The following is a 13,448-nucleotide window of genomic DNA, read 5'->3' as shown; positions in this document are numbered from 1 at the left end:
TGCGACCCCATGACGCAGCGCGCAGTTGATCGCGGTCAAGGTGCTGCGCACGTGGGCTGATCAGACTGCGGTGAACTTTTTGGAGGTTCGCCCCATGCCCCTTTCCCTCGCACAAATGCGCCGCAACTACACCCTGTATGGCTTGCGGGACGAGTTGGCGCAGGACGATCCCATCACCTTGTTTGGCCAGTGGCTGGAGCAGGCACGCACAACTGAAGCAGCCCCGGTGGAAGCCAACAGCATGGCCCTGGCCACGGTGGACAGCGAAGGCCGCGCCCATTGCCGAATCCTCTTGCTCAAGGGCTTCAGTGACCAGGGTTTTACCTTCTTCGGCAATTACCTGAGTGCCAAGGGCTTTGAGCTGGCGAGCAACCCCAGCGCCGCCATGACCTTCTTCTGGCCCGGCCTGGAGCGCCAGGTGCGCATCGAAGGCACGATCTCGCGCCTGGCGCCGGAGCTGTCCGATGACTACTTCCACGCCCGCCCGATGGCCAGTCAGCTAGGCGCCTGGGCCTCACCGCAAAGCCAGCCTCTGACCCATCGTACCGAGCTGGAAAGCCGCCTTCGAGAAGTGACCCAACGCTTTGCCGGGCACCAGCCGCCGCGTCCCGAGGCGTGGGGCGGCTGGTGCCTGCACCCCGAGCGGGTGGAGTTCTGGCAAGGACGCGCCGACCGCCTCCACGACCGCCTCGACTATCGCCTGCAACAAGGCGCATGGCAGCGCACGCGATTGGCACCCTGAACCCAGCGGAGGTACCTCCTTGGAGGAATAGGCCCGTACGCGGATGCAGTGCAGGCTGGTCCCATTGCTCATTTATCCCGAGATTTTGACCATGGCACATTTGACCCAACGCGACTTTGCTTCACTGAACATCGCAGTACTCACCATCAGCGATACCCGCACCGTCGACACCGACACCTCCGGGCAGACCCTGTGTGATCGGCTGCAAGGTGCAGGTCATGAACTGATCGACCGGGCCTTGGTGGTGGACGATATCTACCAGATTCGCGCGCGTATCTCACAATGGATCGCCGACCCGCAGGTGCAGGTAATCCTCACCACCGGCGGCACCGGTTTCACTGCCCGAGACAACACCCCGCAAGCGGTACTGCCGCTGCTGGACAAGCACGTCGACGGTTTTGGTGAACTGTTCCGTCAGGTTTCCCTGGCGGAGATCGGCATGTCGACCCTGCAGTCCCGCGCCCTGGCGGGTATGAGCAATGGCGTGTTGGTGTGCTGCATACCGGGTTCGCCGGGTGCCTGCCGTACGGCATGGGACAAAATCCTCTCGGGGCAATTGGACAGCCGCACCGGGCCGTGCAATTTCGCCCCGCACCTCAAAATCCAGGCACAGCAGCAGCTTGAACCCTGTGAGACGCGACCATGAGCACATCTGTGTGTGAAAGCGGTGAGTTGACCCCGGTGGACGACGCCATCGAACGGTTGTTGACCCTGGCGCCGCTGGCGCCTTCGACTCAACAAATAAAGCTGGACCAGGCGTTGGGCCGGGTATTGGCCTGCGATATTTTTTCCCCGGTGAACCTGCCGGCCTGGGACAACAGCGCCATGGACGGTTACGCCCTGTGCGCCGCTGATCTGCCGGCCGAGGGCGGCTATCTATGCCTGGCCGGGCGCATTGCCGCCGGAACGGAAGCGGCCACGGGATTGTCCAGCGGGCAAACCATGCGCATTTTTACCGGCGCGCCATTGCCGGTCGGCGCCGACACCGTGGTACCTCAAGAGCGCTGCCGAGTCTACGGCCAGCGCATCTGGTGCCCGCCGATGCGTGCCGGTGAGCATGTGCGCAAACAGGGCGAAGAGGTGCATCAGGGCCAGTTGCTGTTGGCAACCGGCAAGCGTCTGCGGGCACAGGAGTTGGGCCTGCTGGCGGCGGCTGGATTGGGCCATATCAAGGTCTACCGGCCCTTGCGGGTGTGCCTGCTGAGCAGCGGCGACGAACTGCGCGACCCCGGCGATCATCTGGCACCGGGGCAGATTTACAACAGCAATCGTTATTGTCTGGCGGCGTTGTTGAAGGGCTGGGGCGTGGAAGTGCATGACTACGGCGTCATGGCCGACGAACTGGCCGCCAGCCGCGACGCCCTGAGCCTGGCCTCATCGGAATGCGACCTGCTGCTGACCTCTGGCGGCGTTTCGGTGGGTGAGGAAGACCATCTGAAACAGGCGATCAAGGAATTGGGCCGCGTGGACTTCTGGCGCCTGGCAATCCAGCCCGGCAAACCCCTGGCCTTTGGTGACGTCGCCGGCAAGCCGTGGATCGGCTTGCCAGGTAATCCGTCGGCAGCGCTGATCACCGCGTTGGTGGTGGTACGTCCGTTTCTGCTGCGGACCCAAGGGGTGACTGACGTCACGCCGCTGCCGCTGCTGTTGCCAGCCGATTTCGAGTGGACCCAACGCAACAAGCGCCGGCAATACCTGCGCGCGCGGCTGAGTCCGGGCACAGATGGCCAGGCACAGGTGACGCTGCATCCAAGGCAAAGTTCGGCCATGTTGAGCGCCGCTTGCTGGGCCGATGGCCTGGCGGTGGTGGAGCGCGAGCAGTTGATCGACAAGGGGGCGCTGGTGCGATTCATGTCCTTCGCCGAATTGATGATGTAGGAGCGAGCTTGCTCCTACATGGGCTATACGATGAATTTTTCGATGAGGAGTAACCATGCAACTGGTCTGCCCGGCAGGGAATCTGCCTGCGCTTAAAGCGGCGGTACGCCAAGGTGCCGATGCGGTGTATGTCGGTTTTCGCGACGACACCAACGCTCGGCATTTCGCCGGGCTGAACATGGACGACAAACAGTTCGACGGTGCCGTCGCTCATATCCGCGAGCACCAGCGCAAGCTGTATGTCGCGGTCAACACCTACCCGCAACCCAAGGGCTGGGAGCGATGGCAACGGGCGGTGGACCGGGCGGCGGACCATGGCGTCGACGCGCTGATTGCCGGCGACCCTGGGGTGCTCAACTACGCCAGCAAACGGCATCCGCAGATGGCCTTGCACCTGTCGGTCCAGGGTTCGGCAACCCATGCCGCCGCGTTGCAGTTCTACGCCGAGCGCTACGGTATTCGACGCGCGGTGCTGCCTCGGGTGTTGTCCCTGGCCCAGGTCAAACAAGTGGCCGCCAGCAGCTCGGTGCCCATTGAAGTGTTCGGTTTTGGCAGCCTGTGCATCATGGCCGAGGGGCGTTGCCACTTGTCTTCGTACATCACCGGGGAGTCACCAAACCTGTGTGGCGTGTGCTCGCCGGCCAAGGCCGTGCGCTGGAGCGACGATGCGGAGGGCCTGACGGCGCGCCTCAGTGAAGTGCTGATCGACCGCTACACGCCGGACGAACCCGCCGGTTATCCGACCCTGTGCAAGGGCCGCTTCATGGTGGGCGGCAAGCGCTTCCACGCCCTGGAAGAACCCACCAGCCTCGACACCCTGGACCTGTTGCCGGAACTCACCGCCATCGGCGTCCAGGCGATAAAAATCGAAGGCCGACAACGCAGCCCGGCCTACGTCGAGCAAGTCACCCGAGTCTGGCGCGCCGCGCTGGACGCCCACCGCAGCGCGCCCGCCAACTTTGTGGTCAAGGACCAGTGGCGCCAGGTGCTGGCGGGTTTATCCGAAGGCAGCCAGACCACCCTGGGCGCCTATCATCGATCGTGGCAATGAGGGCACAGACATGAAACTCAGCCTGGGACCGGTGCTGTTTTATTGGGATAAGCAACAGCTGGGGCAGTTCTACAGCGAGATGGCTGAGCTGCCTCTGGACGTGATCTACCTGGGGGAAACCGTGTGCTCCAAGCGCCGGGCATTCAACCTGGATCAATGGCTGGGCCTGGGGCGAGAGCTACAGGCCGCAGGCTCGGCGCAAATCGTGCTGTCGAGCCTGACGTTGATTGAGGCGGCTTCGGAGCTGTCGAGCCTGCGTCGCCTGTGCGACAACGGCCAGTTGCTGGTGGAAGCCAACGACATGGGCGCAGTGCAATTTCTTGCTGACCGCAAGCTGCCCTTCGTGGGCGGCCCCGCGCTCAATTTGTATAACGGCCATGCGCTGGTGCAGTTGCTGGATGCCGGCATGGTGCGTTGGGTGCCGCCAGTGGAATGCTCCCGGGACTTGATCCGCGACGTGTTGGCACAAGTCAGCGAACTGGGGCGCCCGCTGCCTGAAGTGGAAATCTTCGCCTACGGGCATTTGCCCCTGGCCTATTCGGCGCGCTGCTTCACTGCACGTGCGGAAAACCGGCCCAAGGATGACTGCCTGTTCTGCTGCATCAATTACCCGGACGGCATGGCGTTGACCAGCCAGGAAGGGCAGGCGCTGTTTACCCTCAATGGCATTCAAACCATGTCGGCAGAGGTGACCAACCTGCTGGCGGACTATCCGGGGCTGGTGAGTGGTGGTGCCGACATGCTGCGTTTGAGTCCCAGGGCCCAGGGCATGGTGGGTATCGTCGAGGCGTTTGACCAGGTACGTCAGGGCGCCACGCCGCCGCTGTTTGTCGAAGGCTGCAATGGCTATTGGCATGGCCAGGCCGGAATGTTGCGGGTTGAGGAGGTAGGCCTGTGTTGAGTCGCAAACAATGGCTGCTCAAAGGCGCCGACCGGATATTGCCGCTGATACGCAAGGTACCGTTTGCGGTGCAGCGGTTGGCGTTGCAGCAGGGTCTTAATCGTTGCCTGGCGGAGCCGTTGCGTGACGGTGGTTTTGAGCTGTTGCGCGGGCGCTGGATGTGCCTGCGCATTCCTGACCTGGGGTTGTGCTGGTACCTGACCCTGGGACACGACGGATTGCGCATTGCCGAACGGGCTGAGGCCCAGGTCACGATCAGTGGCAACTGGCGGGAGTTTTTGTTGCTGGCCAGTCGGCAGGAGGATCCGGATACGCTGTTTTTCCGGCGGCGGTTGGTGATTGAGGGGGATACGGAGTTGGGGTTGGGGCTCAAGAACCTTATCGACAGTCTGGACCCCGATGTATTGCCACCCTGGCTGTGGCGCAATCTGGAGCGGGCGGGGAAGGGGTTGGCGGCTTTGTAGCTACCTTGAAAAACACCGGTAGTTGGGCTAAAGCCGATCAGTTAACCCCACTACTGTAGGAGCGAGCTTGCTCGCGAAAAACTCGAGAGCGCCGCGGTTAACCCGCAAACCCGCGTTAGCGTTCACGACCTTCGCGAGCAAGCTCGCTCCTACAGGGGTCTGATTGGCAGTCGGCTACCAAGCCGCCATGCGCCAAAAAGCCGCACCGCCAATCCCCGGGTAGTGACCCTAACTTGATTTCAATCAAGTGCCCCCGGCCTCCTGCCACCTACCATTGATCTCACATTCCGGCCGTTGAAGTCAGTGAGTTCATGAGCAGCCTCCAACCCTCGTTATTCGGTAAAGTGGCTTCAAGCCCGGTCACCTGGCTGGTTTTCTTGGTGCTGCTCTTCACGGCCTTCGACCCCGCCCAGGCCAAACCCTACGGCGACATCGAACAACAACGCATCGAAAAGATCTTCCCCCAGGTCGACACAGTCTCCACCCCCGAAGGCAAGTTCAACGTCCGCACGCTGTCAGCCGCGGGCAAGATCATCGGCTACGTGTTCCAAAGCCTGGACGTGGTGGATATCCCGGCCTATTCCGGCAAACCCATCAACACCCAAGTCATCCTCGACCCGACAGGCACGATCCGCGATGCCTTTGTGCTGGAACACCACGAACCGATCCTGCTGATCGGCATTCCCGAAGCCAAACTCCACGATTTCACCGCCCATTACTCCGGCATCAAGGTCAACCAGCGCGTGGTGGTGGGGCGTTCCAGTGATGTGAAGGCGGTGACGGTAGATGCCATCGCCGGTGCAACGGTGACGGCCATGGTGGTCAACGAAGTGATCATGCGTGCCGCCCATGAGGTAGCCGTCTCCCTCAAGCTGATCGAAGACAAGGCCAGCACGGCGCAAAAAGTCGCCCTCATACGCACCGACAATTACGAACCCGCCACCTGGCAGCAACTGACCGGCAATGGCGCCATCCGCCGCCTCAACCTGACTCGTGGCCAGGTGGACACCGCGTTCAAGGGCACCGAAGCCGAAGGTGTCGAAGTTGCCAGCGGCGATCAGGTCGATGAGACGTTCATTGACCTGTACGTCGCTGACATCAACCCGCCGAGCATCGGCCGCAACCTGCTGGGGGATGATCAATACCGTGTGCTGATGCAAGACCTCAAGCCCGGCGAGCAGGCCATTGCTGTGCTAGGGCGCGGGCTGTTTTCCTTCAAGGGCTCGGGGTATGTGCGCGGCGGGATTTTCGATCGGGTGCAATTGCGCCAGTTTGGCAACGTCATCAGCTTCCGCGACATGGACCACCAGCGGGTCTACGACGTGTTCGCCCAAGGCATGCCTGAGTTCGACGAAATGTCGGTGTTTACCGTGCGGCCCCAAGCCGGTTTCGATCCCGGTTCGCCCTGGACCCTGGAGCTGTTGGTGCGGCGTCAGACTGGCCCGGTCAGCGGCACGTTCAGCAGTTTCGAATTGTCTTACCAGATGCCTGAGCAGTACCTGGAACGGCCACTGCCCACGGCCGCCGAGCAGGCCGCCATCGAGGAAGCCAGCCGGCCGATGTGGCTGACCATCTGGTACCAGAAGCAGTTCCAGATCCTGGTGCTCGGCGCGGCGCTGGTGCTGCTCACAGTGATCCTGTTCCTGCAGGACAGCCTGGCGCGCCGGCCCCGCTTGCTGCACTGGGTGCGCCGAGGCTACCTGGTGTTCACCGTGGTGTTTATCGGCTGGTACGCCCTGGGACAGTTGTCGGTGGTTAACGTACTGACCTTCGTCCATGCGCTGTTCCAGCAGTTTCGCTGGGAGCTGTTCCTCACCGATCCGTTGATTTTCATGCTCTGGGTGTTCACCGCCGCCAGCATCCTGCTGTGGGGCCGTGGCGTGTTTTGCGGCTGGTTGTGCCCGTTCGGCGCCTTGCAGGAGCTGATCAACGAAGCAGCGCGCAAGTTGAAGATTCGCCAATACGAGTTGCCCTTTGCTGTCCATGAACGGTTGTGGGCGATCAAGTACCTGATCCTGTTGCTGCTGTTTGGCATTTCCCTGGAGTCGATGTCCAGCGCCGAAATGTTTGCCGAAGTGGAACCCTTCAAGACCGCCATCACCCTCAAGTTCGACCGCCAGTGGTGGTTTGTGCTCTACGCCGTGGCGCTGCTGGTGATCAACATATTCACCCGCAAGGTCTATTGCCGCTACCTCTGCCCACTGGGCGCGGCGCTGGCGATTCCGAGCAAGTTCCGCTTGTTCGACTGGCTGAAACGACGCAAGGAATGTGGCGATCCCTGCCAGCTGTGCGCCAAGGAATGTGAGATCCAGGCGATCCACCCCGACGGCCATATCAACGCCAATGAATGCCACTACTGTCTCGATTGCCAGATGACCTGGCACAACGACAACAAATGCCCGCCACTGATCAACAAGCGCAAGAAACGCAACAAGGCCGCCGCCGTCGGCGCGCAGTTGATACCGGTGGTACAGGTGCCTGCGGCCGAATCTCAGTGATTGTTTTTATTCTCTCAAGGAGCATCCCATGAACGACACAGAATCGAAAAAACTAGGGCAAGCCCCAGAACCCGAAGGCCTGAGCCGGCGTGGTTTTCTCGGCACTGGTGCCATCACCGGCGCGGTACTGGCGGGCGCGACAGCGCTCGGCGGCACAGTGTTTACTCGTGAGTCCTTCGCCGCCGCGGCCAAGGAAGCCAAGTCGAAAATCCACGTCGGGCCAGGGGAGCTGGACCAGTACTACGGTTTCTGGAGCGGCGGCCATCAGGGCGAAGTGCGCGTAATGGGCGTTCCGTCGATGCGCGAGCTGATACGTATTCCGGTATTCAACGTCGACTCCGCCACCGGCTGGGGCCTGACCAACGAAAGCAAACGCATCCTGGGGGAGGGCGCCAAGTACCAGAACGGCGATTGCCACCACCCGCACCTGTCTACCACTGACGGCCAGTACGACGGCAAATACCTGTTCATCAATGACAAGGCCAACACCCGGGTCGCACGGATTCGCCTGGACATCATGAAGTGCGACAAGATTCTCACTGTGCCCAATGCCCAGGCCATTCATGGCCTGCGCCTGCAAAAGGTGCCGTACACCAAGTACGTGTTCTGCAGTGCCGAGTTCATCATCCCGCACCCTAACGACGGCCACTCCTTCGATTTGCAGGACAAGAACAGCTTCACCATGTTCAACGTCATCGATGCCGAGAAAATGGAGATGGCCTTCCAAGTCATCGTCGACGGCAACCTCGACAACGCCGACGCCGACTACACCGGCAAGTACGCGGCCGCCACCTGCTACAACTCGGAGAAAGCCTCCGACCTGGGCGGCATGATGCGCAACGAGCGCGACTGGGTGGTGGTGTTCAACATCCCGCGCATCGAAGCGGCGATCAAGGCTGGCAAGTTCATCAACCTCGATGGCGTCAAGGTGCCGGTGGTCGACGGACGCAAGGGCGACGACGGCAAGAACAGCGAATTCACCCGCTACATCCCGGTACCGAAGAACCCCCACGGCTGCAACACTTCGCCGGACGGCAAGTACTTTATCGCCAACGGCAAGCTGTCGCCGACGTGCACCATCATCGCCATCGACAAGCTTGACGACCTGTTCAGCGACAAGATCAAGGACCCGCGCGGCGTAGTGGTCGGCGAGCCGGAACTGGGCCTGGGCCCGTTGCACACCACCTACGACGGGCGGGGTTTTGCCTACACCACGCTGTTTATCGACAGCCAGGTGGTCAAGTGGAACATCGCCGAAGCCATCCGCGCCTACGGTGGTGAGAAGGTCAACTACATCAAGCAGAAACTTGATGTGCACTACCAACCGGGCCACAACCACGCCTCGCTGACGGAAACCCGTGATGCCGACGGCCAATGGCTGGTGGTGCTCAGCAAGTTCTCCAAGGACCGCTTCCTGCCAACCGGGCCACTGCACCCGGAAAATGACCAGTTGATCGATATTTCCGGCGACGAGATGAAGCTGGTCCACGACGGCCCGGCCTTTGCCGAACCCCACGACTGCGTCATGGCCCGCCGTGACCAGATCAAGACCAAGAAAATCTGGGACCGTAACGACCCGTTCTTCGCCGAAACCGTGGCCATCGCGGCCAAGGACGGTATCAAGCTGGAGACCGACAACAAGGTTATCCGCGACGGCAAGAAAGTACGGGTGTACATGACCTCCATGGCCCCGACCTACGGCCTGACGGAGTTCACCGTCAAGCACGGCGATGAAGTCACCGTGACCATCACCAACATCGACCAGATTGAAGACGTGACCCACGGCTTTGTCATGACCAACCACGGCGTGAGCATGGAAATCAGCCCGCAGCAGACGTCATCGATCACCTTTATCGCTGATAAGCCCGGCCTGCATTGGTACTACTGCAGCTGGTTCTGCCATGCGCTGCATATGGAAATGGTCGGGCGGATGTTGGTCGAACGGGCCTGACGTTATGGCGAGGGAGCTTGCTCCCGTTGGGCTGCGCAGCAGCCCTGAAGCCTGCCGATAAGTTCAGTCTGAAAAAGTGCGGTGACCTTGCTGGGGCTGCTTCACAGCCCAACGGGAGCAAGCTCCCTCACCACAGAGGGGCACCGCTCTACAGGCGCACAAGGAAAATACTGTGGCTCGATCACGGACCCTGTTCATTGGGCTTGTATTGCTGGTGTTATGCACCAGCGCCCAAGCCTTGGTACTCCCCATCACCGACTTGCCCCTGCAAACCGACGGCGCGCAACACTGGCGCCTGCCCGCCGGTCAATACCAGGGCTCTTTCAGCATCGATCAACCCATGCAACTCACCTGCGAACCCGGCGCCACCTTCCAAGGCCAAGGCCAGGGCAATGGCTTGCTCATAAACGCCCCTGACGTCACCGTTCAAGGCTGCACCTTCCTTGACTGGGGCCACGACCTCACCGCCATGAACGCCGCCGTGTTCATCCAATCCAAGGCCCATGGCGCCCTGATCAAGAACAACCACCTGCAAGGCCCAGGCTTCGGCATTTGGGTCGATGGCACCGCCGATGTCAGCCTGATCGACAACCAGATCCAGGGTGACCCGACGATTCGCTCCCAGGACCGTGGCAACGGCATTCATTTGTACGCGGTACACGGCGCGAAGGTCATCGGCAACCAGGTACGTGACGCTCGCGATGGCATCTACATCGATACCTCCAACGGCAACCTGCTGCAAGGCAACACCCTGGAAGACCTGCGCTACGGCATTCACTACATGTTCGCCAACGACAACCAGGTACTGGGCAATATCACCCGCCGCACCCGCACCGGCTACGCCTTGATGCAGAGCCGCAAACTGACAGTGATCGGCAACCGCTCCGAGCAGGATGAGAACTACGGCATCCTGATGAACTACATCACCTATTCGACCCTGCGGGACAACTTCGTCAGCGAGGTGCGTGACGGCTCCACCGGCGACACCATGATCACCGGTGCCGAGGGCAAGGCATTGTTCATCTACAACTCGCTGTTCAACAGCATTGAGCACAACCACTTCGAACGCAGCGCTGTGGGCATTCACCTCACCGCGGGCTCTGAAGACAACCGCATTGCCGACAACGCTTTTGTCGGCAACCAGCGCCAGGTCAAATACGTGGCCACCCGTTTGCAAGAGTGGTCGGTGGAAGGTCGCGGCAACTACTGGAGCGACTACCTGGGCTGGGACCGCAACAACGATGGCCTGGGGGATGTTGCCTATGAACCCAACGACAACGTCGACCGCCTGCTGTGGCTTTACCCCCAGGTGCGACTGTTGATGAACAGCCCCGGCATCGAACTACTGCGCTGGGTGCAACGGGCGTTTCCGGTGATGAAGTCGCCGGGGGTGATGGACAGTCATCCGCTGATGAAAGACCCCACGCTTTCCCTGCTCAAGGAGCCCGCATGATGAATGTCGTCGAGATCGAAGGCGTCAGCCAGCGCTACGGGGACACCACCGTATTGCATGACTTGAACCTGAGCCTGGCGCCCGGTGAAGTACTTGGGCTGTTCGGCCATAACGGCGCCGGCAAGACCACCAGCATGAAGTTGATATTGGGCCTGTTGCAGGCCAGTGTCGGCCAGGTGCGGGTATTCGGTCGCCAGCCCAGCGACCCCCATGTGCGGCAGTTGTTGGGTTATTTGCCGGAGAACGTGACGTTTTATCCGCAGCTCAGTGGCCTGGAAACCTTGCAGCATTTTGCCCGGCTCAAGGGCGCCGCCATGGCCCAGGTCGCTACCTTGCTGGAAGACGTCGGCCTCACAGGGGCGGCTCGGCGACGGGTCAAGACCTACTCAAAAGGTATGCGCCAGCGCCTGGGGCTGGCTCAGGCGTTGCTCGGCAAACCGCGTTTGTTACTGCTGGATGAGCCCACCGTGGGCCTCGATCCGATCGCGACTCAGGATCTGTATCGCCTGCTCGACCGCCTGCGGGAGCAAGGCACCAGCATCATCCTGTGCTCCCACGTACTGCCGGGTGTCGAAGCCCATATCAACCGCGCTGCGATCCTGACCCAGGGCCGCCTGCTGGCCCTCGGCACCCTGGCGACGTTGCGCGAAGAGGCGGGGCTGCCGACGCTGATTCGCAGCAGCGGTCTGCAACGTGGGGAGCTGTTGCAAAAACGCTGGAGTGAGGCGGGCCATGTCACCCAACGCTGGGGCGTGCAAGGCCTGCAAGTGGAGGTGTTCAACGGCAACAAAGTCGAGCTGTTGCGTCAGTTGCTGGAGCAGGACAGCCCCAGCGACGTGGAAATCCATCCGCCGTCGCTGGAAGACATCTACCGCTACTACATGAACAGCGCCATGGAGCGTGCCCTATGAACCCGATCTGGAACATGGCCCGCAAGGAGTTCTGCGACGGTCTGCGCAATCGCTGGTTGTTGGCCATCAGTGTGTTGTTCGCCGTACTCGCCATCGGCATCGCCTGGCTGGGGGCTGCGGCGTCAGGGCAACTGGGTTTTACTTCGATTCCGGCGACCATCGCCAGCCTGGCCAGCCTGGCGACCTTCCTGATGCCGCTGATTGCGTTGTTGCTGGCCTATGACGCGATTGTCGGTGAGGACGAAAGCGGCACGTTGTTGCTGTTGTTGACCTATCCCCTGGGACGCGGGCATATCCTGCTGGGCAAGTTTGTCGGCCACGGCTTGATTCTGGCGCTGGCCACTTTGATTGGTTTTGGCTGCGCGATGCTTGCCATCGCCGTGCTGGTGGATGACGTCGAATTCAGCCTGCTGCTGTGGGCCTTTGGCCGCTTCATGCTGACCTCGACCTTGCTCGGCTGGGGGTTTCTCGGCATGGCCTATGTGCTCAGCAGCGTCTCGGCGGAGAAATCCACTGCGGCTGGGCTGGCGCTCGGGGTGTGGTTCTTCTTCGTTCTGGTATTCGACTTGGCGTTGCTGGCCCTGCTGGTACTGAGCGAGGGCCAGTTCAGCCCGACGCTGCTGCCCTGGTTGCTGCTGCTCAATCCGGCAGATGTTTACCGGCTGATCAATCTGTCGGGCTTTGAGTCTGGCCCGGCGTCCGTCGGCGTGATGGCCTTGGGCGGTGACCTGGCGGTGCCGGTTGCCGCGCTTTGGTTGTGCCTGGTGGCATGGGTTGCAGTGCCGCTGGCCCTGGCCTATGGGCTGTTTCGTCGGCGCGCGGCATGAGGTTTTTACTGATGGAGCAATTGAGCATGAAGAGATTTTATTCGACGCTATTGGCCGTGGTGATGGGCTTGATGCTGGCGGGCTGTGACAAGCCGGTACAAGCCACCGCCAGCGAGGGGCCAGTGGGTTTTCATCGCAGTGATGAGTGCCACGTGTGTGGCATGGTGATCAGCGATTTTCCCGGCCCCAAGGGCGAAGTGGTAGAGCAGGGCGGGGTGAAAAAATTCTGTTCTACGGCGGAAATGATCGGCTGGTGGATGCAGCCTGAAAATCATCATCAGAACGCCAAGCTGTACGTGCATGACATGGGCAAAAGTCACTGGGACACCCCAGATGACGCTCATTTGATCGATGCCAAAATTGCGTTTTATGTACTCGGCACCGGGCTCAAGGGCGCCATGGGCGTGGTATTGGCCTCGTTTGCTGATGAGGCCGCGGCGCAGAAAGTAGCGGCGGATACTGGCGGGAGGGTGTTACGGTTTGGTGATATTGATTTGGCGTTGTTGCAGCAGCCGGTGGGGATGTCCCATATGGGCCATTGAGTGGACGTTGTGTCGATGTCGATGTCGATGTCGATGTCGATGGCTATCGCTATCGCTATCGCTATCGCTATCGCTATCGCAGCATAGGTATCGACACATCTGTTGAGGTTGCTGATGGCTGGAGGGGGGTTGTTTTAGGGGGGGGCTTGCCGTGTACATATCCGTTGCTGCGGTAACGGCTGCTGGCGGTTTCGCTCTTACAGCGACTCACTTTCGAAAAGCGCGAAAGT

At 61.0% G+C, this 13,448-nt stretch carries 12 protein-coding genes; all 12 read left to right on the top strand.

Annotated elements, in window-relative coordinates; all coding sequences use genetic code 11:
• Positions 1-94 precede the first annotated feature (94 nt).
• The 12 genes from pdxH to AAEZ06_RS13585 all read left to right on the top strand — a co-directional run bounded on the left by pdxH (position 95) and on the right by AAEZ06_RS13585 (position 13,218).
• The gene (pdxH, locus tag AAEZ06_RS13640) at positions 95-742 is read left to right on the top strand and encodes a pyridoxamine 5'-phosphate oxidase (RefSeq protein ID WP_149414684.1); all 648 of its coding nucleotides are present in this window, start codon (positions 95-97) and stop codon (positions 740-742) included.
• 91 nt (positions 743-833) lie between these two features.
• On the top strand, positions 834-1,388 hold the full coding sequence (gene moaB / locus AAEZ06_RS13635) for a molybdenum cofactor biosynthesis protein B (RefSeq protein ID WP_133101008.1): 555 nt from the start codon (positions 834-836) through the stop codon (positions 1,386-1,388).
• Positions 1,385-2,620, top strand: coding sequence for a molybdopterin molybdotransferase MoeA (locus AAEZ06_RS13630; RefSeq protein WP_350614772.1), 1,236 nt, complete (start codon positions 1,385-1,387; stop codon positions 2,618-2,620). The genes moaB and AAEZ06_RS13630 overlap by 4 nt, the downstream gene beginning before the upstream one ends.
• A 55-nt stretch (positions 2,621-2,675) precedes the next feature.
• On the top strand, positions 2,676-3,671 hold the full coding sequence (ubiU, locus tag AAEZ06_RS13625) for a ubiquinone anaerobic biosynthesis protein UbiU (protein ID WP_149414686.1): 996 nt from the start codon (positions 2,676-2,678) through the stop codon (positions 3,669-3,671).
• A gap of 10 nt (positions 3,672-3,681) precedes the next feature.
• The gene (locus AAEZ06_RS13620; protein WP_149414687.1) at positions 3,682-4,572 is read left to right on the top strand and encodes a U32 family peptidase; all 891 of its coding nucleotides are present in this window, start codon (positions 3,682-3,684) and stop codon (positions 4,570-4,572) included.
• The gene (gene ubiT / locus AAEZ06_RS13615; RefSeq protein ID WP_149414688.1) at positions 4,566-5,036 is read left to right on the top strand and encodes a ubiquinone anaerobic biosynthesis accessory factor UbiT; all 471 of its coding nucleotides are present in this window, start codon (positions 4,566-4,568) and stop codon (positions 5,034-5,036) included. Before AAEZ06_RS13620 ends, ubiT begins: the two co-directional genes overlap by 7 nt.
• A 311-nt stretch (positions 5,037-5,347) precedes the next feature.
• Positions 5,348-7,534, top strand: a complete 2,187-nt coding sequence (nosR, locus tag AAEZ06_RS13610) for a transcriptional regulator NosR (RefSeq protein ID WP_350614769.1) — start codon at positions 5,348-5,350, stop codon at positions 7,532-7,534.
• 28 nt (positions 7,535-7,562) lie between these two features.
• Positions 7,563-9,485, top strand: coding sequence for a TAT-dependent nitrous-oxide reductase (gene nosZ / locus AAEZ06_RS13605; protein WP_350614767.1), 1,923 nt, complete (start codon positions 7,563-7,565; stop codon positions 9,483-9,485).
• Between the two features lie 190 nt (positions 9,486-9,675).
• Positions 9,676-10,938, top strand: coding sequence for a nitrous oxide reductase family maturation protein NosD (locus AAEZ06_RS13600; protein ID WP_256666359.1), 1,263 nt, complete (start codon positions 9,676-9,678; stop codon positions 10,936-10,938).
• Positions 10,938-11,849, top strand: coding sequence for an ABC transporter ATP-binding protein (locus AAEZ06_RS13595; protein ID WP_149414694.1), 912 nt, complete (start codon positions 10,938-10,940; stop codon positions 11,847-11,849). The genes AAEZ06_RS13600 and AAEZ06_RS13595 overlap by 1 nt, the downstream gene beginning before the upstream one ends.
• Positions 11,846-12,676, top strand: a complete 831-nt coding sequence (locus AAEZ06_RS13590) for an ABC transporter permease (protein ID WP_133100999.1) — start codon at positions 11,846-11,848, stop codon at positions 12,674-12,676. Before AAEZ06_RS13595 ends, AAEZ06_RS13590 begins: the two co-directional genes overlap by 4 nt.
• A 26-nt stretch (positions 12,677-12,702) precedes the next feature.
• Positions 12,703-13,218 (top strand): nitrous oxide reductase accessory protein NosL, encoded by a 516-nt coding sequence (locus AAEZ06_RS13585; protein ID WP_149414692.1) that lies wholly within the window; start codon positions 12,703-12,705, stop codon positions 13,216-13,218.
• Positions 13,219-13,448: the final 230 nt, after the last annotated feature.

Source organism: Pseudomonas sp. HY7a-MNA-CIBAN-0227 (assembly GCF_040310325.1).
Taxonomy (GTDB): Bacteria; Pseudomonadota; Gammaproteobacteria; order Pseudomonadales; family Pseudomonadaceae; genus Aquipseudomonas.
Note: the sequence above shows the minus strand (reverse complement) of the source record. Positions and strands in the feature narration are given on the sequence as shown.